This is a genomic window from Rhizobium sp. RHZ01 (assembly GCF_014851595.1).
GTDB lineage: Bacteria > Pseudomonadota > Alphaproteobacteria > Rhizobiales > Rhizobiaceae > Rhizobium > Rhizobium altiplani.
On record NZ_JACUZZ010000019.1, the window covers coordinates 116,988 to 139,968 of the forward strand.

Here is a 22,981-nt window from a genome sequence, read left to right on the forward strand (position 1 = left end):
TCTCCGAGGAAACGGATGAAGACACTTTACGGCATCCAATATCTGCGCGCCTTCGCGGCACTTGCCGTCGTGGTCTTCCACGCGGCCGAAAGAACCGGTGAGCATTTCGCCATTGGTGCCGCCGGCGTCGATGTTTTCTTCGTCATCAGCGGTTTCATCATGTGGGTCATCAGCGACCGCCGCCCAATGACGCCACAGGGGTTCCTGCTTGATCGCATTCGCCGCATTGCGCCTTCCTACTGGCTGGTCACGAGCGTGATGATCGCCGGCGCCCTCGTCGGTCTGTTTCCAAACCTGAAGCTGACCGGCGCCCATATCTTGTCCTCGCTTTTCTTCATTCCTGCCCACTCGCCGAGCACTGGCGAGATCTGGCCGGTCCTCGTCCAAGGCTGGACGCTGAATTTCGAGATGTTCTTCTACATACTGTTTGCCGGCGCGCTCTTCCTGCCGCGTCGCTGGAGACTGGTCTATCTGACGGCCATTTTCGGGAGCTTCTTCCTGATCGGCCTGGTGTTCAAGCCTGCATCGCCCGTGCTGAACACCTATACCCGGTCGATCATCCTCGAATTCCTCGGGGGAGTGCTGCTCGCCGAATTGTGGATCCGGCGCTGGATTGCAGGCACCAGTCTCGGCCTTGCATTCGTTGGCGCATCACTCGTCGGCTTCGCCATGATCTTTCTGATCGAAGCCGATTTCAATGAAACGATCTGTGGGCCGCTGGCCATCGCTTTGGTCTACGGCATGGTGTCGCTCGAGGCGGACGGCAGCATTGGCCGCGTACCGCTTCTCACCTATCTCGGCGATGCATCCTATTCGATATACCTCTGGCACACGCTGGCAATCTCCGTGATCGTCAAGGCTGCCGGCGCGGCCGGGCTGTCGGCAACGCCGACGATCGTAATTGCCGTCATTGGCGGCACGATCCTCGGAACGGCAGCCTACGAGTTTGTCGAAAAGCCGCTCCGGAAGATCCTTTCGTCAGACCTGTTCAAACCGAGCGCGGTCGAGCGGCGCCCTTCATGAAGAAGTCTCAGTGGCAGCCTCCTCGGAGGGCGGGGCGGGCTCGGCCTGCGCAACAGGCTTTCGCCGGCGCCCGCGCAACACGACGTAAAAGACGGGTGTCAGGAACAGGCCGAAAATCGTTACGCCGAGCATCCCTGAGAAAACGGCCGTTCCGAGCGATTGGCGCATTTCGGCGCCGGGGCCGGTGGCGATCATTAGCGGCACGACACCGAAGATGAACGCGAAGGCCGTCATCAGAATCGGCCGCAGCCGCAGGTGACTGGCCTCGATGGCGGCCTCGGTTGCCGACTTGCCTTCGTCCTGTGCCTGTCTCGCGAATTCTACGATCAGGATGGCGTTCTTGGCCGCCAGCCCGATCAGAACGATCAAGCCGATCTGCGTCAGGATGTTGTTGTCCATTCCGCGCAGATGGACCCCAAGCAAGGCTCCCAGGATCGCAAGGGGGACGATGAGGATGATGGCTAGCGGCAGAACCCAGCTTTCATATTGCGCCGACAGGGCCAGGAACACGAAGACCACCGACAGGGCGAAGATGTAGATTGCGGTATTGCCGGTGTTCCTCTCCTGGAAGGCGATTTCCGTCCACTCGAAGGTCGTTCCTGCCGGCAGGATCTGCTTGGCGAGGCCTTCCATCTTGTCGAGTGCAGTGCCCGTCGAAACGCCAGGGGCGGCATTACCCTGCACGGGGACGGACACATACATATTGTAATGCTGGACGAGGGATGGGCCGCTGGTATCACGGATGTCGACCAGCGTGCCAAGCGGGACGAGTGCACCCGTCGCAGATCTTACCTTGAGGGCGAGGATGTCGTCACGCTCGACGCGATACTGCTGGTCGGCTTGCGCGCGCACTTGGTAGACACGCCCGAAGGCATTGAAATCGTTGACATAGGATGTGCCGAGATTGATCGACAGCGTGTCGAATATGTTGGTGATCGGTACGTTCAGCGTGCGCGCCTTGTCGCGGTCGATTTCGAGGAAATATTGTGGACTGTTGGCGGAAAACGTCGTGAAGACACCCGTCAGACCCTCGGTCTGGTTCGCCATGCCCATCAGCTGATAGGCAACGCCGAGGACGCGGCGCATATCGGAGCTCTCGCGATCCATCAGCTGGATCTTGAAGCCGCCGGCATTGCCGATGCCGGAGATCGGCGGCGGCGGAATGGCGATGATGAAGGCTTCCTGGATCGCCTGCAGGCTCCCATAGAGCTGGCCGATGATCTTCGTGGCCGTCTCGCCATGCTCCAAACGATTTTCGAAGGTGTCGAAGGCGGCAAAGACCACGCCGGCGTTAGAAGCGTTGGTAAACGTTGCGCCGCTGAAGCCCGAGAAGGCAACAGCATTCTTGACGCCAGGCGTGTTGCGGATGATCTCCGAAGCGCGCTCGACGACCGCGTCGGTGCGTGAAAGCGCTGCACCGTCAGGGAGTTGCACGACGACGATGGCGTACCCCTGGTCCATGACCGGGACGAAGCCGCCGGGAACGATCCTGCTCATATAGTATGTGGCGCCGAGCAGGCCGACAAAGATCAGCAGTGCGACGCAGAGTGCTGCGACTGTCTGCACCGTATGACGGACGATCCATGAATAGCCGGCACTGAGCCTGTCGAACCCATTGTTGAATCCATTCGCAAGCGCGCTTCCGAAACGCGCGATCGGATTGCGCCGCTTCTCGTGCTCCTCGTGTGGCTTGAGCACCAGTGCTGCGAGCGCTGGCGAGAGGGTCAGGGAATTCAATGCCGAGATCGCGGTTGCGACCGCGATCGTCACGGCGAACTGACGATAAAACTGGCCTGATATGCCGGGGATAAAGGCCGTTGGGACAAACACGGCGATCAGCACGAGAGAGATGGCGACGACTGCCGTTCCGACTTCGTTCATCGTCACATGCGCCGCCGCTCGCGGCGTCATTCCCTTTGCCAGGTTGCGCTCGACATTTTCGACCACGACGATGGCGTCGTCGACGACGATGCCGATCGCCAGTACGAGGCCAAACAGCGTCAACATGTTGAGCGAAAACCCGAAGGCAAGCAGAAACGCGAAGGTGCCGATCAGCGAGACCGGGATGGCAACGATGGGGATGATTGCCGTTCGCCACGACTGTAGGAAGATGAGAACCACGATGGCGACGAGGAGGGCGGCTTCAGCGATCGTCTTGTAGACCTCGTTGATCGACTCCGCGATGAATTCGGTCGGGTTGTAGACGATGTCGTAGCTAAGGCCCTGCGGGAAATCCTGGGCGACTGTGTCCATCGTCTTCTTGATTTCGGCCGCGGCTGCAAGCGCGTTGGTGCCGGGACGCGCGAAAATGCCGAGCGCGACCGCCGGCTTGCCGTTCAGATAGCTATTGGTGACATAGTCCTTGGCGCCGAGTTCGATGCGGGCGATATCCTGCAACTGGACGAGACGCCCCTCGGAGGTCGCTTTGACGATGACGTATCGGAACTGTCGGGCATCCGAAAAACGTCCTTGCGTCGTCACCGTATATTGGAAGGCGTTGGTGCCGGCGGCCGGCGGCCCGCCGATCGAGCCGCCGGAGACCTGCACGTTTTGTTCGCGCAGCGCGTCGACGACATCGCTGGCGGTCATGCCATAAGCCGACAGTTTCTGCGGGTCGAGCCAGATGCGCAGCGAATACTCGCGTTCACCGAACAGGATGACGTCGCCAACACCGTCAAGACGAACCAGGGTGTCGCGGATACGGGTGCGTGCGTAGTTGGAGACATAAAGTTGGTCGTATCGGGAATTCGGCGACAGCAGATGCACCACCATCATCAGGTCGGGCGAGCTTTTTGCCGTCGTGATGCCAATGCGCCGCACTTCTTCGGGAAGGCGTGGCTCGGCGATGGCAACGCGGTTCTGGACAAGCACTTGTGCCTTGTCGAGGTCCGTACCGAGCTTGAAAGTCACGGTCAGCGCCATGGAGCCATCGGCCGTCGAATAGGAAGACATGTAGAGCATGTCCTCGACGCCGTTGACCTCTTGCTCGATCGGCGTCGCCACGGTGTTGGCGATCGTCTCGGCGTCAGCGCCGGGATAGGAGGTGCGGATGACGATGGTCGGCGGTGCAATCTCCGGGTATTGCGCCACGGGCAACTGGAAATAGGCAATGCCGCCGACAATCAGCAGCACAATAGAGAGCACCGACGCGAAGATCGGGCGGTCGACGAAGAAGTGTGCAAATCTCATCGGCTGAGCTCCAGGCCGGCGGCTTCTGGCGCAATCTCCTCGCGGCTTTGCGGTAGCTCGACGACCTGCGGCGTGACCTTGGAGCCGGGGCGGGCTCGCAGCAGGCCATTGATGACGATCGTCTCGTTGCCGTCCATGCCCTCGCGGATGACGCGATAGCCGTAGAGGCGCGGGCCCGGGCGGACGGGCTTTGCAGTGACCGTCCCATCCTCTCCGACGACATAGACGACGCGCTGGTTCTGGTCGGACCCGATTGCTTCGTCGGGGACAAGGATCGCCTTGTAAACATTTGACGCCTCGACAGAAACGCGACCGAACAGCCCCGGCTGGAGCACATAGTTCGGATTGTCGAAGCGCGCGCGTATGCGCTTCGTGCCGGTCTCGCTGTCGATCCTGTTTTCAGCGAAGTCCAGCTTGCCCTTGAATGGCTTCTCGGTCGAATCCGTGATCCTGACCTCGACCTCCACGCCGCCACCGCCTTGCTGCAGATCGACCCCGCGGTCGCGGGCAGTCTGCGCGAAGTTGAGAAGGCGGCGTTCATCGACGTCGAAATAGAAGTCGATGGGATCCACCGAGACAATGGTCGTCAGAATCGATTGGTCAGCCTGAACAAGGTTGCCGACGGAGATCAGCCGGCGGTCGATGCGGCCGCTGATCGGCGCTGTGATCTTAGTATATTCGAGGTCGAGTGCCGCGCGATCGGCCGTTGCTTGCGCTCCACGGACGTTTGCCTGTGCCGAAACCCATTCGCGCCGGCGGTCGTCAAGGATCGATATCGACTGGCTACCACTCGTCGCAAGGCTCTCGGCCCGCTTGAATTGCGCTTCGGCATAGACGAGCGTCGACTTGGCCACCTCCAGTGCCGCATTCGCCTCGTTCAGGGCAGTGACGAATGGCCTCTGGTCGATGACGAAGAGCAGGTCACCCTGCTTGACGAGCGCGCCGTCGGTGAAGTGAACCTCCTGAAGGTAGCCGCCAATGCGCGAGCGCACCGATACCTGATCGACCGGCTCGAAGCGTCCAATGAACTCATCGTTGTCGACGACATCGCGCACGACAGGTTTGGCGACAGAGACGGGAGGGGGAGAGCCTGGCTGCTGCGCCACCGCCGAAGCGAACGGCAGGAAAGTCAGGGTGCCAATAGTCAGCAGTCGTCGAAGGGAGGAAGGCATGGCGGTTTCCTTATCCGGACGGCCGCAAACGCTGCCGTCGCTTATGCTGATGTGATGCGATTCATGTCTTGATGTCTCTGAACAAAGGCTCTGCCCTCATTCACCTATGCCATTGTAAATTCACGATCACCGCGTTCGGCCGCGTTCCGGCCCTACCATCGAGAAAAATGGGTCGGCCGCCGGTAACCCTCTGGATTTCTACTTTAAACGGCTGCCGCTCGAAATTGCAAATGCCACACGGTTGCAATTTGCGAAAGCCCTCAGAAATCTCTGCGCGTATTCTCATGCGGCATTTTGGCCGCAGATGCGGAATCTGGAGAAGCGCCTATTGTGCTATGCACACGCTTAATATATCTGAGCGTATTATAAGTGTGCTTATTAATTATCGGCACTGGCTTCCATGAACAGCAATCCTACCCTCGGCTTCCTATTGCACGACGTCGCACGGCTGCTTCGCAAGCGGTTTGAGCAGCGTGCGCGCTGCCTTGGGCTGACGCGGTCGCAGTGGCAGACACTGGCTTATCTGCGCAGCAATGAGGGGATCCACCAGAGCGGACTTGCCGAGATCCTGGAAATCGAGCCGATCACGCTTGTCCGCATTCTCGACAAACTCGCCGATCGCGGTCTCATCGAGCGCCGGCAGCATCCGACCGATCGCCGTATCTGGCTTCTCTATGTGCGCGAGGAAGCCCATCCGCTTCTGGCCGAGATGCGCGAGCTTGGTGACCTGACACGCGGCGAGGCATTCGCCGGCATCCCTTCCGAGCAGCGCGATCAGCTGTTCGACATTCTAACCGAAATGAAGACGAACCTGGTGCAGGCCTGCCGATCCCCGGTAGCCGAGAATGAGACAAAACATGGCTGAGAAGTCCTCCCTGCGCGTCGTTACAGACGCAAATGCCAAGAACCCAGTTGAAGAAAAGGATGTTTCTCCTCGTGAGGAACCGGTAGCCGAGGCGCCTTCATCCAATTCAGCGCCCGCTACTGCTGTGGCTGCGCCTGGCGGCACTCAGGTCCGCCGCCGGCGCAGTCTCACGCGCCCCGTTCTGTTCACGCTGCTGCCCGTCGCGCTCGTCGTTGGCGGCTACTACTACGTCAATGGCGGACAGATCATGTCGACCGACAATGCCTATATCCAGGCTGACATGGTGGGGCTGACGACAGACGTTTCCGGTATCGTCGACCAGATTAACGTGCATGAGAACGAAGCCGTGAAGAAGGGCCAGGTGCTCTTCAGCCTGCGGCAGGATTCCTTCAAGATTGCTCTCGACGGTGCGGAGGCGCAGCTCGGCGCCGTCCGAAACCAGATCCTCAATCTGAAGGCCAGCTATCAGCAGTCGCTTGCCGAGATCACGCAGGCCGAAGCTGATATTCCGTACTATCAGACCGAATTCGACCGTCAGCAGAACCTGCTGAACAGCTCGGCCGCGACGCGCACTGCTTATGATCAGGCCAAGCACAATCTCGATGCGGGCCATCAGAAGGTCGCCGTCGCAAAGGCCGAAGCGGCAGCAACATTGGCCCAGCTCGGCGGCAATGCCGATCAGCCGGTTGAGCAGAACCCGCTCTATCTCGAAGCCAAGGCGAAGGTGGACGACGCACAGCGCGAACTCGACCACAGCGTCGTCAAGGCGCCGTTCCATGGTATCGTGACGAACGTCAACTCGCTGCAGCCGGGCTCCTACCTGCAGGCGTCCACGCAGGCCTTCTCGCTGGTTTCGGACAATAACCTCTGGATTTCCGCGAGCCCGAAGGAAACGGAACTGACCTATGTGAAGCCGGGCCAGCCGGTGACGATCTATGTCGACACCTATCCGGGCGTGGAGTGGAAGGGCAAGGTCGAGAGCATCAGCCCGGCCTCCGGCTCCAGCTTCTCGCTGCTGCCGGCGCAGAACACGACGGGCAACTGGGTCAAGGTCGTGCAGCGCATTCCGATGCGCGTCAGCATCGATCACGCGGCAGGTAAGCCGCCGCTTCGTGTCGGCATGAGCACGGTCGTCGATGTCGATACGGGCCGCGCCCGTGGCCTTCCGGATTTCGTTTCCAAGCTTTTGGGCCGCTCTGGCGGCAAGGACCATGAGTAACGCTGCATCATCACCGGCCACCCTGGTTGCCAACAGGGGCGCGATCACGGCTTGCGTCATCCTGGCAGTGATCATGCAGGCGCTGGACACGACGATCGCCAACGTCGCGCTGCCCTATATCCAGGGCAGCGTCTCGGCGAGCGCCGACCAGATCAACTGGGTCCTGACCTCCTACATCGTGGCGGCCGCGATCATGACGCCGCCATCAGGCTTTCTGGCCGCCAAGTTCGGTCGCAAGCGGGTGCTTTTGGCGGCAATCGCCGGCTTCGTCGCGGCTTCCGTTCTTTGCGGCCTTGCGCAATCGCTGAACCAGATTGTTGCCTTCCGCCTGTTGCAGGGCCTGTTCGGCGCGTCTCTGGTTCCCCTCTCTCAGGGCATCCTCCTCGACATTTACACTGCTGAGGAGCGAGGCTCGGCCATGGCCTTATTTGGCGTCTCGGTCATGGTCGGGCCGGTCCTGGGACCCGTCATCGGCGGCTGGCTGACCGATAATATCAGCTGGCGTTGGGTGTTCTACATCAACGTGCCGATCGGCGCGCTGGCGTTTGCCGGCATCGTGATCTACGTCACGGAGACGAAGCTCGATGCGCTGGCGAAGCTCGACTGGTTCGGGTTCGGGATGATGAGTCTCGGCATCGCGTCGCTGCAGCTCTTTCTCGATCGCGGCGAACAGCTGAACTGGTTCGCGTCCGGCGAGATCATGATCGAGGCGATCGTCTGTGCCGCTGCCTTCTATCTGTTGATCGTGCATACGCTGACTGCCGAAAAGTCGTTCGTGAATCCGAAGCTGTTCCTCGATCGGAACTTCTCGGTGAGCATGCTCTTCATCTTCGTGATCGGCATCACCTACCTCGCCTCGCTGGCGCTGATGACGCCCTATCTGCAGACGCTGATGGGATATCCCGTCATCACCGCGGGCATCGTCATGGGGCCGCGTGGGCTCGGCACGATGCTTTGCATGTTTATCGTCGGCAAGCTGATCGGGAAAGTTGACTCGCGGCTGCTCTTGGTGACCGGACTCGGGCTGACGGCCTGGGCGATGTATGACATGACCGGTTGGACGCCCGATGTCTCGCAGTGGACGATCGTGTCCGTCGGCTTCATTCAGGGCGCCGGGCTCGGCTTCCTGTTCGTGCCGCTGACGACGATCGCCTTTTCGACGCTGCCCGCCCACATGCGCGGCGACGGCACCGGCCTCTACAACCTGTCGCGCAACATCGGCTCGAGCGTCGGCATTTCGATCGTTTCGGCGCTTCTCGTCGAGAACGCCCAGGTGAACCACGAGAGCATCGCTGCCTATGTGACGCCGTTCAACCGGGCCTTCGAGGCGACGGCGGCACAGGGGCTGAATCCGCTGACTGCGGCCGGTCGTGCGGCTCTCAACGAAGTGATCACCCTGCAGTCGACGATCATCGCCTATATAGACGACTTCAAGCTGCTGATGCTCATGTCGCTGGCGGTCATTCCGCTCGCGCTGCTGCTGCGCAAGCCGAAAGTGGCACCTGCCATGGATCACAGCGCCGTCATGGAATGAGCCTCAGCGGAACGGTTTGCTGAGATAGCGAGATCCTGAGATGCCGAAGCGCCATGGCGCTTCGGCATTTTTCGTTATGCCGATCCGCTGGCCGGCGACAATTTCGACGGGAGCCGAAGGAGCGATCGAGAAGGGCGACCGGTCGAGCAACCTGTCGTTCAGGGAGAGATCGACGCCGAGCGCTTGGCAGAGCTTGCCGGGGCCGCTGCAGAGCTGCGTCAGCGCATGGTTGCTGCGGCGTTCGATCATCGTCGCGATGCCGGCTTCCGGCTCGATTGCGCGGATCAGCACGGCCGCGCCGGGGGTGCACACGAAATTCAGGCACCAGTGTATCCCGTAGATGCGATAAATGTAGACATTGCCAGGTCGACCGAACATGGCGCGGTTGCGCGGCGTGGGACCGCGGAAGGCGTGCGAGGCTTCGTCGTCAGGGAAGTAGGCTTCAGTCTCGGTTATGCGGCCGCCGACATCGTCGACGCGCAGATGGGAGCCCAGCAGATCCTGGGCGACGGCAATCGCATCGCGCTCGAAAAAGCGCGTGAGATCAGGGCCGGCGAGGGGAGTGGCGCCGATCGCACCGACGCCATGTGTCATCTGTTTCAGGCTTCCGGTCCATGAGGCACTAATGACCGACCTTTGGGTCATGAGCAGAAATGGAGGATCCGGTCACCGAGACGGGATCGCTTGCCGGAAAAGTATCCTCGAGGCCTTCTTCCAGTTCTTCTTCGAGAAGCGCGGCATCCTTGCCGCGTGTGCCATCGGCTTGCGAACTCTGCAGTGTTGTTGCGAGCAACGCCCTCGCGCGGGTAATCGCATTATCGCTCGTTAGCCCGGGAGAGGCGGCGGCATAGAGCGTGACCGATATGTTGTTGCCGGACTGATCCGTGAAGATGACGACAAAACAGCCGTCCTTCGGATGCACGGTGACGTCTGTGATGGTCATGAAAATTCTCCAGCTCTGACAGTCACTGTAAGTGAAACGCTTTTCGCTAGGATTGTCGAGCAAAGACCTTCACCAGCCAGTCGATGAAAACGCGAACGCGGGGCGAGAGCTGCCGGTTGGGCGGATAGAGCAGGGAGACCGGTGTTTCGGTCAGCGGGAAATCCGGCAGGACGTGAATGAGCGTGCCGGCCGCGAGATCCGCTTCGGCGTGATAACGTGGCACCTGTATCAAGCCGAGGCCGAGCCTGGCAGCCGACATGAAGCTCTCGGCGGCGTTCACCGTCACCGTCGCGGGCAGGGTGACATTACGGATGCTGCCGCCGACGATGAATTCCAGTGGTAGCACGCCGCCCGTCGCCGTCGAGCGGAAACCGACCATGCGGTGGCCATCGAGCCTGTCCGGATGTTCGGGGAGGCCGTGTTTCTCGACATAGGCGGGAGCTGCAAGGGTAACTTCCTCCAACATTGCGACGCGTCTTGCTACCATGTCGCTGTCCTGGGGCGTGCCGACGCGTAACACGCAATCGATGCCCTCGCGAACGAGGTCGACCAGCCGGTCGCCTTCGCTCATGTAGAACTCGATATCAGGATAAGTTTCGAGGAAATGCGGAAGGCTCGGCAGCACAAAATGCCGGGCAAGCGTGCCATGCACGTCCACACGCAGTATGCCTTTCGGCATGGCGTCGGCAAAGGCGCCTTCCGCGTCTTCGATGTCGGCGAGGATCGAAAGGCAGCGTTGGTAATAGGCTTCGCCGTCCAGTGTCGGGCTGACATGGCGCGTGGTCCGCTGCAGCAGCCGCACGCCGAGGCGTGCTTCGAGTTGTTTGACGGCATCCGTCACCGTGGAGCGCGGCAGGCCGATGTCCTCTGCGGCAAGTGTGAAGCTCCGGCGCTCCACGATGCGGGAGAAGACCCGCATGGCATCGAATCTGTCCATCTTATTTGTTCGCATTATTCGGATAGTGATGCCAGATAGTGATTGATTATCCGCAAACTGAAAAGCGGCATCTTCTCCCCATCAGAAACGTGCTGAGCAAAACGAAAGAAGGAGAGAGGCAATGGGCAATGAGAACAAGGTTGCGCTGGTTACTGGTGCATCGAGAGGCATCGGCGCCGCAATCGCGGAGCGTCTGGCCAGAGACGGTTTCACCGTCGTCGTCAACTACTCAGGAAACGTCGCACTCGCCGAGGAGCTTGTGCAGACGATCGAGCGCGACGGCGGCAAGGCTCTGACGGCGCAGGCCGACGTCAGCAATGCCGAGGCTGTCAGCCGGATGTTCGATGCGGCAGAAGCAGCCTTCGGCGGCATCGATGTGCTCGTCAACAATGCCGGTATCATGCAGCTTTCGTCGATTGCCGATGCTGACGATGCCCATTTCGATCGCCATGTCAGCGTGAACCTGAAGGGCACGTTCAATACATTGCGCGAAGCCGCAAAGCGCCTCCGCAACGGCGGTCGCATCATCAATCTGTCAACGAGTATCGTCGGCCTGAAGCTGGAAACTTACGGCGTCTACGCCGCGACCAAGGCCGCCGTCGAAGCCCTGACGGCGATCATGTCGAAGGAAATGCGCGGCCGTAACATCACCGTCAACGCCGTGGCTCCCGGGCCGACAGCAACCGACCTTTTCCTTGATGGGAAATCGGAGGAACTGATCGCCCGCATGGCCAAGATGAACCCGCTGGAGCGCCTGGGCACGCCCGAAGATATCGCCGCCTCCGTCTCGTTCCTTGCAGGTCCCGACGGCGCCTGGATCAACGGCCAGGTGTTGCGTGCCAACGGTGGCATCATCTGATCTCCGGCTCCCGCGGCGGGTTTGGCCCGCCGCCGCCGATGCCGATGCGGGCACGGTTGCGATGGCAACGCCGAGGCTATCCTCATGCCGTTCGGCACGCGTCGGTTCCGTACACATATCGATCCGTCAGAGGACGGTGCCGAGATCGTCGTTGGCGTCGCTGATCGGGTCCGCGCCGAAATGTTCCGGCGGATCGGCATGGAGGATCTTCTCAAACCGGCCGTTCACTAAACCGTGATACCGGCCATTGTTCCGGTTTTGCGAACCTGCTGTGCATAAATCAGTACTTAACAAACGGCAAAAAGCAGGCTTATATTATTTGCGTAAAGGCGACTGGGAAGACCTCCAACTCGGGCGCCACCTCAGATACCGGCCGAGCCATTTCCCTGGTGACGCGGCAGGGTCTGAAAGGAATTCGATGATCGACTGTTGCGGCCCGTCGAAGGGACTCCTTCCGGGCCGCAATTGCGTCAGGCATCATTCAGCTTGGCATCCGAGAGCAATTTCACCAGCCAGTCGACGAAGACACGGACCTTGTTGCTGAGGTGGCGGTTCGGCGGATAGACGATATAGAGCGGCAGCGGTTCGCGGCTCCATTCCGGCAAGATCTCCACCAGGTCGCCCTTGGCCAGCGCATCGCGGATCATGAAGCGCGGCAGTTGGGCAATACCGAGCCCGTTCAGCGCCGCATTGACGAAGGTTCGGCTGTCATTGACCGACAGCAGGTAGCGCGGATTGATCTCCAGTTCCTCATTGTCCTTGCGGAATTCGAAGGGAAGTGTCCGGTTCGTCTGAGCGCGGAAGTAACTCACTGAATAATGGTCGTTTTCCAGCTCCTCGGGGCGAGTCGGAATGCCGAATTTCTCGATGTAGAGCGGTGCCGCGCAGGTGAGCATTTCGACCTCCGAGACACGTCTTGCGATCAGCGACTGGTCGGCCGGCGTGCCGGCGCGAAGCGCGCAGTCGACGTTCTCCGCGAGGTAGTCGACGGTGCGGTCGCCCACACCCAGGTCTACCCTGATGTCTGGATACTTCTGGTAAAAATCGCAAAGCGCCGGGACGACAATCCAGTCGGCGAAAGCGCCGGCCATTTCGACGCGCAAGCGGCCGGTCGGCAGGCCTTGCGAGTTCGAAAGGCTGCCGTCGAGTTCCTCGAGCTCGGAGACGATCTGCGCCGCCCGCTCGTAGTAGAGCGCGCCGTCGGTCGTCACCATGACGCGTCGTGTGGTGCGATTGAGAAGTTTGGTATGCAGATGTGCTTCAAGCCCCTGAATGAGATTGGTCACCGTCGCCTTGGGCATGGCGAGCGTGTCGGCGGCCCGTGTGAAATTGCCCGTCTCTACGACGCGGATGAAGGCGCGCATTGCCGAGAGCTGGTCCATCGGAAAATCACCTAAGCAGATTGCACTGCGGTATTGTTCGAAATTCGGAACAGTGTAATCGCTCTATGGCTTCTTATTCCGACAATGGAATAACAATATCTTTTCTTCACAAATTGCAAGCCATCTCGGCTCGCAATACGTTATGTGGGTCAAACGCGAGCCGGAGCCATGGCGGTGCATGTGAAAGACATAGTGTTGGAGAAGGTGGCCACCGGGCCCGTTTCCGCGCGCGTCTATCAGGGTGCCGAGTTCGGCAAGGGTTCACCCATCGTACTGTTTTTCCACGGCGGCGCATTTCTGCAGTCGGGCGTCAAGGACAGCGTGGTTGCCGAAAGCCTGGCGAAGGCTGGCGCGATTGTCGCTGTACCTGACTATAATGCGCCGCTTGGCAACGTCTTTCCTAAGCCGCTCGAAGTGGGTTACTCGATCTTTTCCTATCTCGCCAACAAGCGCGCGTCCGGTATTGGCGACCGCAATTCGCTGCTGATCGTGGCTGGCGAAGAGGCGGGCGGCAATATTGCTGCCGGCGTCGCCTTCAAGGCGCGCGACCATTTTGCGGATGCGCTCAATGGCCAGGTTCTGATTTCGCCGCTGCTTGATCCTTTCATGGGCACGTCGTCGATCCGCAAGGCGGATGGCATAGGCATGCGTCAGCGCTGGGCCGAGGGCTGGAGCCAATATCTCAGCGGCGGCGGCTGTCATCCCTATGCCGCGCCGTGTCTGTGTTCCCGCATTTCGGGGGTCGCGCCGGCACTCGTTCTGACGGCGGAGGATGATCCGCTTCGCGACGAGACGCTCGGTTACGCCGATCGCCTCAAACAGGCTGGTGTGCCAGTTCGCCGGAATGTCCTTCCCGCCGGGGCAGGCTGGCCGATGCTTTATGGCGGGAAATGCGAACAGGCACCGAATTGGCAACAGACGATCACGGACCAATTCGAAAGCTTCGTTCGGGATATTAGCAGCCAACCTATTGCATTGAAGACGAACTGATTGAATTCGGCCACTGAGAGAGGGCCGTAAGGAGAGTACCAATGACGTCCAGTAAGAAGCGCTGGGCCCTTGTGGGCGCCGGCTTGGGACTTGTTGCGTCCGTTTCGGCCGCAGCCATGTTTTTCGAACTGCCGATGAGCACGACTGCCACGGCGGCTTCCGCACCTGCGCAGGCTCCCGCTGTGCCGGTGACGGTGGCCGTCGTCGCCGGCCGTGACGTCACGACATGGCAGGAGTTCTCGGGACGGCTTGAAGCCGTCGACCGCGTGCAGGTCCGTTCACGTGTGGCCGGCGCTGTCCAGTCCGTGCACTTCCGCGAAGGCGCGCTGGTAAAGGCCGGCGATCTGCTCTTCACCATCGATCCGGAGCCCTACCAGGCGGCGGTTTCGCAGGCTGAAGGACAGACTGCCTCGGCCGAGGCCAAGGTCAATCTTGCTCAGATCGAGCTGGAGCGTGGCCGCAGGCTTTCCGACAACAAGACGATTTCGCAGAGCGATTTCGACCAACGGCAGAATGCCTTCACCGAGGCTCAGGCCGGTCTTCGCACCGCACAGGCTGCTCTTCGCTCGGCCCAGCTTGAGCTCGGCTACACCGAGGTCCGCGCGCCGGTCGCCGGCCGCGTCGGCAAGATCGAGATTACCGTCGGTAATCTTGTTGCCGAAGGCAGTTCATCTCCCGCCCTGACGACGCTGGTGTCGGTCGATCCGATCTATGCCAGCTTCAACGCCAGCGAGGAGATGGTCACCAAGGCGCTCGCCGAGTTGCCGGCTGGCGATGGCGCCGTTCCCGCTGTCGAGCAGATCCCGGTCGAGGTTGGTACGCTCGCCGATCAGGGCACGCCGATCAAGGGCAAGCTGCAGCTGATCGACAACCAGGTTGACGCGGCCAGCGGTACGATCGGCGTTCGCGCCGTCTTCGACAATCCCGGCGGCAAGCTGATCCCAGGCCAGTTCGTTCGCGTCCGCATGGGCGAGCCGAAGGCCGAAAACAAAATCCTGGTCAGCGACCGTGCAATCGGCACCGACCAGGACAAGAAGTTCGTGTTCGTCGTCGATGCCGAAAACAAGGTCAGCTACCGGCCGGTGCAGCTTGGTCCGATAGCGGATGGCCAGCGCATCGTCGAAAGCGGTCTTGTTGTCGGCGACAAGATCGTCGTCAACGGACTGCAGCGTATTCGTCCCGGCGCAGTGGTTGCGCCGCAGGCGGAAGAAAAAGTGGCGACGGCTCAGTAAGCCGAAGCATGCGGAGCGTCTCGGCGCTCCGCGGAAATTCCGAAACGACCTGATCCACCGGCGGCTTCCCAACCGCCGGAGCGGGTCGTTGCATCCCGATTTCATCCCGGAGAGGGCTTTGAAATGAATTTCTCCAGATTTTTTGTCGACCGTCCGGTGTTTGCCGGAGTCCTGTCGGTCCTCATCGTCGTCGCCGGTCTGCTTGGCCTGCGTGCGCTGCCGATTTCCGAATATCCCGAAGTCGTGCCGCCATCGATCGTCGTGCGCGCCACCTATCCGGGCGCAAACCCGGAGGTCATCGCGCAGACGGTCGCAACCCCGCTCGAAGAGCAGATCAACGGCGTCGAGGGCATGCTCTACATGTCGAGCCAGGCGACCTCGGACGGCGTCATGACGCTGACGGTCACCTTCAAACTCGGCACCGACCCCGACAAGGCACAGCAGCTCGTCCAGAACCGCGTGTCGCAGGCCGAACCGCGTCTGCCGGAGGAGGTGAAGACCATCGGCATCACGACGGTCAAGAGCTCTCCCGATCTGATGATGGTCGTCAACCTGATCTCGCCCGACAACCGCTACGACATCACCTATCTGCGCAACTACGGCGTCCTCAACATCAAGGACCGGCTGGCGCGCATCGATGGCGTCGGCCAGGTACAGGTGTTTGGTTCCGGCGACTACTCGATGCGCGTCTGGATCGACCCGCAGAAGGCCGCCGAGCACGGCCTTGCCGCCAGCGATGTCACCAACGCGATCCGTGGCCAGAACGTCCAGGCCGCAGCCGGCACAATCGGCGCCTCGCCGAGCCTGTCGGGTGTCGACCTGCAGCTGAACGTCAATGCGCAGGGCCGTCTCCAGACGCCTGAGCAGTTCGGCAACATCATCGTCAAGACCGGCACGAACGGCGAGATCACCCGCCTGCGCGACGTCGCCCGCATCGAGCTCGGTGCGGCCGACTACTCGCTGCGCTCGATCCTCGACGGCAAGCCGGCGGTCGCCATCCCGGTCTTCCAGTCCCCGGGGTCCAATGCCATCACCATCTCGGACGAAGTCCAGAAGACGATGGAAGAGCTGAAGACCGCGATGCCTGACGGTGTCAGCTACGAGATCGTCTATGACACGACGAAGTTCGTCCGTTCGTCGATCGAGAAGGTCGTCGACACGCTGCTCGAAGCCATCGCGCTCGTCGTCATCGTCGTCATTCTGTTCCTGCAGACATGGCGCGCGTCGATCATTCCGCTGATTGCCGTTCCGGTCTCGATCATCGGCACGTTTGCGGTGATGTATGTCTTCGGCTTCTCGATCAACGCGCTCAGCCTGTTCGGCCTCGTGCTGGCGATCGGTATCGTGGTGGACGACGCGATCGTCGTTGTCGAAAACGTCGAGAGAAACATCGAAAATGGTCTCAGCCCGCGGGCTGCCACCTACAAGGCGATGAAGGAAGTCTCGGGCCCGATCATCGCGATCGCGCTGGTGCTCGTCGCGGTGTTCGTGCCGCTCGCCTTCATCACCGGTCTGTCCGGACAGTTCTATCGCCAGTTCGCGCTGACGATCGCGATCTCGACTGTCATTTCGGCCTTCAACTCGCTGACGTTGTCTCCGGCTCTGGCCTCGCTCTTGCTGCAGGATCACCATGCCAAGCGTGACTGGCTGACGCGCGCCATGGACGCGGCCTTTGGCTGGTTCTTCCGTGGCTTCAACAGGGCGTTCGGTGCTGCCTCCAAGGGCTACGGCAAGGGTGTCGGCGGCCTCGTGTCGCGCAAGAGCATCGTCATGCTGGTGTATCTGGTGCTGGCCGGCGCCACCTACGGCCTCTTCAATGCGGTGCCGGGCGGCTTCGTGCCGGCGCAGGACAAGCAGTATCTGATCGGCTTTGCCCAGCTGCCGGATGCCGCCAGCCTCGACCGCACCGAAGACGTCATCAAGCGGATGAGCGACATCGCCATGGCCGAGCCTGGCGTTGCCCATGCGATCGCCTTCCCGGGCCTGTCGATCAACGGCTTCACCAATTCCTCGAACGCTGGCATCGTCTTCGTGACGTTGAAGGATTTCGAGGAACGCAAGTCGCCGGCGCTTTCGGGCGGCGCGATCGCCATGTCCCTGAACCAGAAGTTCGGGGCGATCCAGGATGCCTTCATCGCGATGTTCCCGCCGCCGCCGGTCAATGGTCTCGGCACGACGGGCGGCTTCAAGATGCAGCTCGAAGACCGCGCCGGTCTCGGCTATCAGGTGCTCGACGAAGCCAACAAGGCGATAATCGCCAAGGCCTACCAGACGCCTGAGCTGACGGGCATCTTCTCTGCCTATCAGATCAATGTTCCGCAGCTCTATGCCGATCTCGACCGTGAGAAGGCGGAACAGCTGGGCGTCCCGGTAACCGACGTGTTCGAGACGCTGCAGATCTATCTCGGTTCGCTCTATGTCAACGACTTCAACGCCTTCGGCCGTACCTACAGCGTGCGCGTCCAGGCCGATGCCAAGTTCCGGGCGCAGCCCGAGGATATTGGCAAGCTGAAGGTTCGTTCGGCATCGGGCCAGATGATCCCGCTGTCTGCGCTCCTGAAGGTGAACGCGACAACCGGGCCGGAGCGGACCAACCGTTATAACGGTTTCCTCTCCGCCGATATCAACGGCGGTCCTGCTCCGGGCTTCTCCTCCGGCCAGGCTCAGGCAGCGATCGAAAAGATCGCCGACGAGACCTTGCCGAAGGGCATCAGCTTCGAATGGACGGATCTGACCTATCAGCAGATCCTGGCGGGCAACTCCGGCGTGATCGTCTTCCCACTGGCGCTGCTGCTGGTGTTCCTGGTGCTCGCTGCCCAGTATGAGAGCCTGGCGCTGCCGATCGCGATCATCATGATCGTGCCGATGGGCGTGCTGGCGGCGCTGACGGGCGTCTGGCTGACCGGTGGAGACAACAACATCTTCACGCAGATCGGTCTGGTCGTCCTTGTCGGCCTCTCGGCGAAGAACGCGATCCTGATCGTGGAATTCGCCCGCGAGCTGGAATTCGAAGGGCGCACCCCGGTCCAGGCTGCCATCGAGGCAAGCCGCCTGCGTCTGCGCCCGATCCTGATGACCTCGATGGCCTTCATCATGGGTGTCGTGCCGCTCGTCGTCTCGACCGGTGCCGGTGCCGAGATGCGCGCCGCCATGGGTGTCGCGGTGTTCTCAGGCATGATCGGCGTCACCTTCTTCGGCATCTTCATGACGCCCGTCTTCTACGTGCTGGTCCGCAAACTCTCGGGCAACCGCCCGCTGATCCAGCACAAGGAGCACGAGCACGACGCGGAGGAAGCCGAAATCATTCGGCTCGCTGCCGAATAACCCCCACTCAGCGGCGAGACGTGGAAAGGCGGAGCATTGCTCCGCCTTTCCTGTTTTCATGAGCCGGCCAGACGGTTATGTCTCGAAGGGCATGCACGGGCGAGGGGAGTCGCACGCTGCAAGGTTTGATGGAGGCGGCCAATGCATATCGCGATTATCGGCGCAGCGGGAATGATCGGGCGCAAGTTGACCGCGCGGCTCGTTGCGGACGGGCGGCTGGCGGGTCAGGCCATCAATCGCCTATCGCTTGTCGACGTCATCACGCCGGCTGACCCTGAAGGCTTTACGGGGCGTGTGGAGACGAGCGCGGTCGACGTTTCCGCTCCAGGGCAGGCCGCACGGATTGTCGCCTCGCGCCCGGATGTAGTGTTTCATCTGGCCGCGATCGTATCCGGCGAGGCTGAGCTGGATTTCGAAAAAGGCTACGGCATCAATCTCGAAGGCACGCGCGCGCTTCTTGAGGCGATCCGCGCCGCTCATCTGCAAGACGGGTACCGGCCTTGTGTCGTCTTCACCTCGTCCATTGCGGTCTTTGGAGCGCCTTTCCCCCAGGTCATTCCTGATGATTTCAATCTCACGCCCCTGACAAGCTACGGCACGCAAAAGGCGATGGGTGAATTGCTGTTGGCGGATTACACGCGCCGCGGCTTCATCGACGGCATCGGAATCCGGTTGCCGACGATCTGCATCCGTCCCGGCAAGCCGAACAAGGCTGCTTCCGGCTTCTTCTCCGGCATCGTTCGTGAGCCGTTGGCCGGGCAGGAGGCGACCCTGCCGGTGCCGGAAACTGTTCGCCATTGGCACGCGTCGCCGCGTTCGGCCGTCGGGTTTCTGGTCCATGCCGCCAGCATCGACCTGCAGCCGCTCGGCGCGCGCCGCAGCCTGACGATGCCCGGTGTCAGCGCCACCGTCGGAGAGCAGATCGAGGCGTTGCGCAAGATCGCAGGGGAGAAGGTCGTCAGCCTGATCCGACGCGAACCCGACGAGCTGGTCATGAAGATCGTATCGGGTTGGCCACAGGCTTTCGAGGCCGAGCGCGCGAAGGAGCTGGGTTTTGTCGCCGATGCTTCGTTCGAGGACATTATTCGAGTGCACATCGAGGATGAATTGGGAGGACAGCTATGACTATCGGCAAATCACGCAGCATTGCGTTTCTGGGAACTGGGCTGATGGGCGCGCCGATGGCTCGCAGGCTGTTGCAGTCCGGCTTTGCCGTCACGGTCTGGAACCGCAATCGCGAGAAGGCGGAAGGCCTCGTTCCGGATGGCGCGGTCCTGGCGGATACGCCCGCTGCCGCCGTCAAAGGGGCATCGGTCGTGTTCACCATGCTGACCGACGGAAAGGCAGTGGAGGACGTGCTGTTCACGCAAGGTGCTTCGGAGGCGCTTGATGTCGGCGCGGTGGTCATCGATTCCAGTTCCATTACCCCTGACGCGGCCCGGCAGCATGCGTCAAAGCTCGCCGGGCGTGGCATCCGCCATCTCGATGCGCCGGTCTCCGGCGGTGTGGTGGGGGCGGCTGCCGGTACACTTGCGATCATGGCAGGCGGCGATGGCGCTTTGGTCGAAGAACTGGCCGACGTCTTTGCACCACTTGGCCGCGTGACGCATGTTGGACCAAGCGGTTGCGGTCAGCTCGCGAAGCTCGGGAACCAGCAGATCGTCGCCATCACGATCGGCGCCGTTGCCGAAGCGATGCTGCTCTTCGAGGCGGGGGGCGGTTCACGCGAGGCGTTCCGCCGGGCGATCCGGGGAGGCTTCGCCGAAAGCCGCATTCTCGACGTTCACGGCCAGCGGATGGTCAATCGCGATTTTGGGACCGCCGGCCCTTCGAAATTGCAGCTCAAGGACCTAAACAATATCGTCGCAACGGCGGAAGGTCTCGCTTTGACGCTGCCTCTGACGGAGGCGGTCCGTGCCGAGTTCGCCGAGTTTGTCGAACATGGTGGCGGTGAGACCGATCACAGTGGCCTGCTGCTGCAGCTTGAAGAAAAGAACCGCCGTTCGTCGAAAGGCTGAATTGCCTAGACACTCGAGTCTCTGAGAAGATCGATGATGCATTCGGCTTGCAATTGTTGATGGATTTTTAGTGCATCCTAATTAATCTCTCGCCAAAAGGTTGGTTCTGCACCCATAATGGGCTTCCTCCTTGGAGGCCTGACACCATACTGTTACTCGAAGCTGCATGAGGCTTGAACGGCGTTGGCATCGAGCAGTCCCACACGGTCCGAACGAGAGTTTCAGGACATCCTGCGGCGCCTTGAGCTTGCACTCGACGCGTCACAGATCGGTGTTTGGGAGCACAACCTCGATCGGCACGAAATCTCCTGGGACGTTCAGATGCACCGGATCTACCAGACCGGAAGAGGCAGCGGGCCGGTCGCCGCTACAATCTGGTCGGATGCGATTCACCCCGACGACCGCGAGCGTGCCGAACTGGAGTTCGAGGACGCCATTGCCAGACGCGGGCAGTATAATTCGGAGTTTCGGATCGTCTGGCCGAACGGCGAGATACGGCACATCCGCTCGCGGGCTCATTTCTATGTCAGCGAGGAAGGGTCACCCTCTTTCATCGGCGCGGAGTGGGACGTCACTTCGGACGTGCTTCTTGCCAACGAGGCGGCGCGTCAGCGCGCCGTCGCGGAGGCACGGGCCCTCGCTTTGGAGGAGAGCAGTGCCCACATCGAATATGCTGCGGAACACGATTATTTGACGGGCCTTCCCAACCGCCGGCTTTTCGACAAGCGCCTGGCGGAACTGGCCGAGGATGCCTCAGTCTCGACGCTCGCCGTCCTGCATCTCGACCTTGACGAGTTCAAGCAGATCAACGACAGCCATGGCCATGCGGCGGGCGACACCGTATTGCGTGCCGCAGCTTTGCGGATCGAGGCCGCCATTCCGAAAGCTACGATGGTGGCACGCATCGGTGGCGACGAATTCGTTATCCTGCTCGTCAATTTCGGAGGGCTGACGGAACTGAACCGCATGGCGCGTGAGGTGCAGCGGCGCTTGAAGAAGAAGGTCCGTTTCGGCCACGAAATGCTGCAAAGTGGAGCGTCGATCGGCATTTCCTGGTCGGCAGATCGCTCCGGCTCCAATCTGCTCGCCGAGTCCGATATCGCGGTATATCAGGCAAAGACATCGGGCCGCGATCGTATCGAGTTCTTCTCGCAGCAGCTCAAGGACGATCTGATGGGCAAGCGGCGTCTTGCCGAAGAGCTGAAGCTTGCACTGGAACAGGGCGATATCATTCCATTCTACCAATTGCAGCTCGATGCCCACACCCGCGACATCGTTGGCATCGAGGCCCTGGCGCGCTGGCATCACAGCGAGCGCGGCACCCTCTCGCCTGGCATATTCCTGAAGATCGCCGATGAGTTCGGCTTGTCTTCGGAGATCGATGCTTCGATCCTGCGACGCGTGCTCGCCGACCGTGTGACATGGGAGCAGCACGGCACAACCCTGCCACGGGTCTCGGTCAACATTTCGGGGCAGCGCCTCTACGATCCGCAGTTGATTGATGATCTGGAGACACTCGAGATACCGCGTGGCGCCCTGGTTTTCGAATTGGTCGAGACGATCTTTCTGGACGACTGCGACGACGAGCTTCTGCAGACGGTTGACCGCATCAAGCAGATGGGTATCGAAATCGAGATCGATGATTTCGGCTCGGGCCACGCGTCGCTGATCGGTCTCGTGCGGTTGCGCCCGGCTCGGCTGAAGATCGATCGGCAACTGGTAAGCGAGGTGGATACCTCCTCCGAGCAGCGCCGTGTCGTCAAATCGATTGTCGAGATCGGCAAGGCCCTCGGCGTCGATGTGATCGCCGAGGGCGTCGAGACGGAAAACCATGCCGTGGCGCTTGCCAAGCTCGGCTGTCATACGCTGCAAGGTTTTGCGCTCGGCCATCCGCTGCCGGCATCAGAGATCGATGATATTTTCGCTTCGAAGAAGGCGACGCAGGCGGCCCACCTCCGACGCTAGCCTAACGGTGGGGCCTCCTAAGGCTCGAGTTCGCCGCGTGCTTCCAGATACCAGTCGACGAAAGCCTTCACACCGACATTGAGTGTCGTCTCCGGCTTGTAGCCTGTCAAAGCCGCCAGCAGATCGGGGCTCGCAAAGGTGCGTGGCACATCGCCCTTCTGCATCGGCAGCATCTTGCGCTTTGCCGGCTGGCCGAGGACCCTTTCGACCGTCTCGACGAAGGTCATCAGGTTCTCCGGCTGGCCGCCGCCGATATTGACGACGCGGAATGGCGCCTGATGCGAGAGCGTCTCCACCCGTTCGTCGGCCACGCGGTTGGCCTCCGACGG

General features: G+C 61.1%; 18 protein-coding genes and 1 pseudogene. 12 read left to right on the forward strand and 7 right to left on the reverse strand.

The window, feature by feature from the left end:
- The first annotated feature begins 15 nt into the window (after nt 1–15).
- A complete protein-coding gene (locus tag IB248_RS19890) occupies nt 16–1,023 on the forward strand; it encodes an acyltransferase (RefSeq protein WP_169682270.1) in 1,008 nt (335 codons plus the stop codon).
- Here the strand turns inward: IB248_RS19890 and IB248_RS19895 are convergent.
- Entirely contained in the window at nt 1,018–4,212 is a 3,195-nt protein-coding gene (locus IB248_RS19895; RefSeq protein ID WP_192241561.1) for a multidrug efflux RND transporter permease subunit, read from the reverse strand. The genes IB248_RS19890 and IB248_RS19895 overlap by 6 nt on opposite strands.
- Nucleotides 4,209–5,384 carry an efflux RND transporter periplasmic adaptor subunit gene (locus IB248_RS19900; RefSeq protein WP_025660018.1) on the reverse strand — a complete coding sequence of 392 codons (1,176 nt, stop codon included), beginning with the start codon at nt 5,382–5,384 and terminating at the stop codon, nt 4,209–4,211. The genes IB248_RS19895 and IB248_RS19900 overlap by 4 nt, the downstream gene beginning before the upstream one ends.
- A gap of 400 nt (nt 5,385–5,784) precedes the next feature.
- On the opposite strand from IB248_RS19900, the gene IB248_RS19905 reads away from it, so the two are divergent.
- From IB248_RS19905 to IB248_RS19915, 3 genes are read left to right on the forward strand one after another with little or no spacing between them, the layout of a single operon-like run.
- Nucleotides 5,785–6,249, forward strand: a complete 465-nt coding sequence (locus IB248_RS19905) for a MarR family transcriptional regulator (RefSeq protein WP_018857343.1) — start codon at nt 5,785–5,787, stop codon at nt 6,247–6,249.
- The gene (locus IB248_RS19910) at nt 6,242–7,468 is read left to right on the forward strand and encodes an HlyD family secretion protein (protein ID WP_018857344.1); all 1,227 of its coding nucleotides are present in this window, start codon (nt 6,242–6,244) and stop codon (nt 7,466–7,468) included. Before IB248_RS19905 ends, IB248_RS19910 begins: the two co-directional genes overlap by 8 nt.
- Entirely contained in the window at nt 7,461–9,002 is a 1,542-nt protein-coding gene (locus IB248_RS19915; protein WP_018857345.1) for a DHA2 family efflux MFS transporter permease subunit, read from the forward strand. The genes IB248_RS19910 and IB248_RS19915 overlap by 8 nt, the downstream gene beginning before the upstream one ends.
- A gap of 3 nt (nt 9,003–9,005) precedes the next feature.
- On the opposite strand, the gene IB248_RS19920 is transcribed toward IB248_RS19915, so the two are convergent.
- Genes IB248_RS19920 through IB248_RS19930 form a run of 3 tightly spaced genes read right to left on the reverse strand, consistent with a single transcriptional unit; the run spans nt 9,006 to nt 10,882 of the window.
- Nucleotides 9,006–9,596 (reverse strand): DNA-3-methyladenine glycosylase, encoded by a 591-nt coding sequence (locus IB248_RS19920; RefSeq protein ID WP_192241562.1) that lies wholly within the window; start codon nt 9,594–9,596, stop codon nt 9,006–9,008.
- Between the two features lie 28 nt (nt 9,597–9,624).
- A complete protein-coding gene (locus IB248_RS19925) occupies nt 9,625–9,945 on the reverse strand; it encodes a hypothetical protein (RefSeq protein ID WP_025660014.1) in 321 nt (106 codons plus the stop codon).
- Nucleotides 9,946–9,991: 46 nt separating this feature from the next.
- Complete coding sequence (locus IB248_RS19930; protein WP_192241563.1) at nt 9,992–10,882, reverse strand: LysR family transcriptional regulator; 891 nt, start codon at nt 10,880–10,882, stop codon at nt 9,992–9,994.
- A gap of 121 nt (nt 10,883–11,003) precedes the next feature.
- Here IB248_RS19930 and IB248_RS19935 point away from each other — a divergent pair, with 121 nt between their 5' ends.
- Nucleotides 11,004–11,741 carry an SDR family oxidoreductase gene (locus tag IB248_RS19935; RefSeq protein ID WP_192241564.1) on the forward strand — a complete coding sequence of 246 codons (738 nt, stop codon included), beginning with the start codon at nt 11,004–11,006 and terminating at the stop codon, nt 11,739–11,741.
- Nucleotides 11,742–11,825: 84 nt separating this feature from the next.
- Nucleotides 11,826–11,972: a short-chain dehydrogenase/reductase gene (locus tag IB248_RS19940; RefSeq protein WP_169682276.1), complete on the forward strand. Its 147-nt coding sequence runs from the start codon at nt 11,826–11,828 to the stop codon at nt 11,970–11,972.
- Between the two features lie 239 nt (nt 11,973–12,211).
- Here the strand turns inward: IB248_RS19940 and IB248_RS19945 are convergent, their stop codons facing one another.
- A complete protein-coding gene (locus IB248_RS19945; protein ID WP_018117257.1) occupies nt 12,212–13,123 on the reverse strand; it encodes a LysR family transcriptional regulator in 912 nt (303 codons plus the stop codon).
- Between the two features lie 168 nt (nt 13,124–13,291).
- Between IB248_RS19945 and IB248_RS19950 the strand changes: the two genes are divergently transcribed.
- The 6 genes from IB248_RS19950 to IB248_RS19975 all read left to right on the forward strand — a co-directional run bounded on the left by IB248_RS19950 (nt 13,292) and on the right by IB248_RS19975 (nt 22,652).
- A complete protein-coding gene (locus tag IB248_RS19950; RefSeq protein ID WP_113471290.1) occupies nt 13,292–14,113 on the forward strand; it encodes an alpha/beta hydrolase in 822 nt (273 codons plus the stop codon).
- 41 nt (nt 14,114–14,154) lie between these two features.
- Nucleotides 14,155–15,345: an efflux RND transporter periplasmic adaptor subunit gene (locus tag IB248_RS19955; protein WP_192241565.1), complete on the forward strand. Its 1,191-nt coding sequence runs from the start codon at nt 14,155–14,157 to the stop codon at nt 15,343–15,345.
- A gap of 123 nt (nt 15,346–15,468) precedes the next feature.
- Nucleotides 15,469–18,669 (forward strand): efflux RND transporter permease subunit, encoded by a 3,201-nt coding sequence (locus IB248_RS19960; protein WP_018857354.1) that lies wholly within the window; start codon nt 15,469–15,471, stop codon nt 18,667–18,669.
- A gap of 141 nt (nt 18,670–18,810) precedes the next feature.
- Nucleotides 18,811–19,794, forward strand: a complete 984-nt coding sequence (denD, locus tag IB248_RS19965; RefSeq protein WP_169682280.1) for a D-erythronate dehydrogenase — start codon at nt 18,811–18,813, stop codon at nt 19,792–19,794.
- On the forward strand, nt 19,791–20,687 hold the full coding sequence (locus IB248_RS19970; RefSeq protein WP_169682282.1) for an NAD(P)-dependent oxidoreductase: 897 nt from the start codon (nt 19,791–19,793) through the stop codon (nt 20,685–20,687). The genes denD and IB248_RS19970 overlap by 4 nt, the downstream gene beginning before the upstream one ends.
- Before the next feature lie 183 nt (nt 20,688–20,870).
- Nucleotides 20,871–22,652 (forward strand): GGDEF domain-containing phosphodiesterase, encoded by a 1,782-nt coding sequence (locus IB248_RS19975; RefSeq protein ID WP_169682284.1) that lies wholly within the window; start codon nt 20,871–20,873, stop codon nt 22,650–22,652.
- A gap of 17 nt (nt 22,653–22,669) precedes the next feature.
- Here IB248_RS19975 and IB248_RS19980 read toward each other — a convergent pair.
- Nucleotides 22,670–22,981: pseudogene (locus tag IB248_RS19980) on the reverse strand (UDP-glucuronate 5-epimerase); the annotation flags it as partial.

Bases quoted from the DNA above. Each gene is read 5' to 3' on its own strand.
- IB248_RS19925 (WP_025660014.1), bottom strand. From the start codon at position 9,945: ATGACCATCACAGACGTCACCGTGCATCCGAAGGACGGCTGTTTTGTC.
- IB248_RS19905 (WP_018857343.1), top strand. From the start codon at position 5,785: ATGAACAGCAATCCTACCCTCGGCTTCCTATTGCACGACGTCGCACGG.
- IB248_RS19930 (WP_192241563.1), bottom strand. From the start codon at position 10,882: ATGGACAGATTCGATGCCATGCGGGTCTTCTCCCGCATCGTGGAGCGC.
- IB248_RS19900 (WP_025660018.1), bottom strand. From the start codon at position 5,384: ATGCCTTCCTCCCTTCGACGACTGCTGACTATTGGCACCCTGACTTTC.
- IB248_RS19955 (WP_192241565.1), top strand. From the start codon at position 14,155: ATGACGTCCAGTAAGAAGCGCTGGGCCCTTGTGGGCGCCGGCTTGGGA.
- IB248_RS19940 (WP_169682276.1), top strand. From the start codon at position 11,826: ATGCCGTTCGGCACGCGTCGGTTCCGTACACATATCGATCCGTCAGAG.
- IB248_RS19960 (WP_018857354.1), top strand. From the start codon at position 15,469: ATGAATTTCTCCAGATTTTTTGTCGACCGTCCGGTGTTTGCCGGAGTC.
- denD (WP_169682280.1), top strand. From the start codon at position 18,811: ATGCATATCGCGATTATCGGCGCAGCGGGAATGATCGGGCGCAAGTTG.
- IB248_RS19945 (WP_018117257.1), bottom strand. From the start codon at position 13,123: ATGGACCAGCTCTCGGCAATGCGCGCCTTCATCCGCGTCGTAGAGACG.
- IB248_RS19950 (WP_113471290.1), top strand. From the start codon at position 13,292: ATGGCGGTGCATGTGAAAGACATAGTGTTGGAGAAGGTGGCCACCGGG.
- IB248_RS19890 (WP_169682270.1), top strand. From the start codon at position 16: ATGAAGACACTTTACGGCATCCAATATCTGCGCGCCTTCGCGGCACTT.
- IB248_RS19920 (WP_192241562.1), bottom strand. From the start codon at position 9,596: ATGACACATGGCGTCGGTGCGATCGGCGCCACTCCCCTCGCCGGCCCT.
- IB248_RS19935 (WP_192241564.1), top strand. From the start codon at position 11,004: ATGGGCAATGAGAACAAGGTTGCGCTGGTTACTGGTGCATCGAGAGGC.
- IB248_RS19970 (WP_169682282.1), top strand. From the start codon at position 19,791: ATGACTATCGGCAAATCACGCAGCATTGCGTTTCTGGGAACTGGGCTG.
- IB248_RS19915 (WP_018857345.1), top strand. From the start codon at position 7,461: ATGAGTAACGCTGCATCATCACCGGCCACCCTGGTTGCCAACAGGGGC.
- IB248_RS19895 (WP_192241561.1), bottom strand. From the start codon at position 4,212: ATGAGATTTGCACACTTCTTCGTCGACCGCCCGATCTTCGCGTCGGTG.
- IB248_RS19910 (WP_018857344.1), top strand. From the start codon at position 6,242: ATGGCTGAGAAGTCCTCCCTGCGCGTCGTTACAGACGCAAATGCCAAG.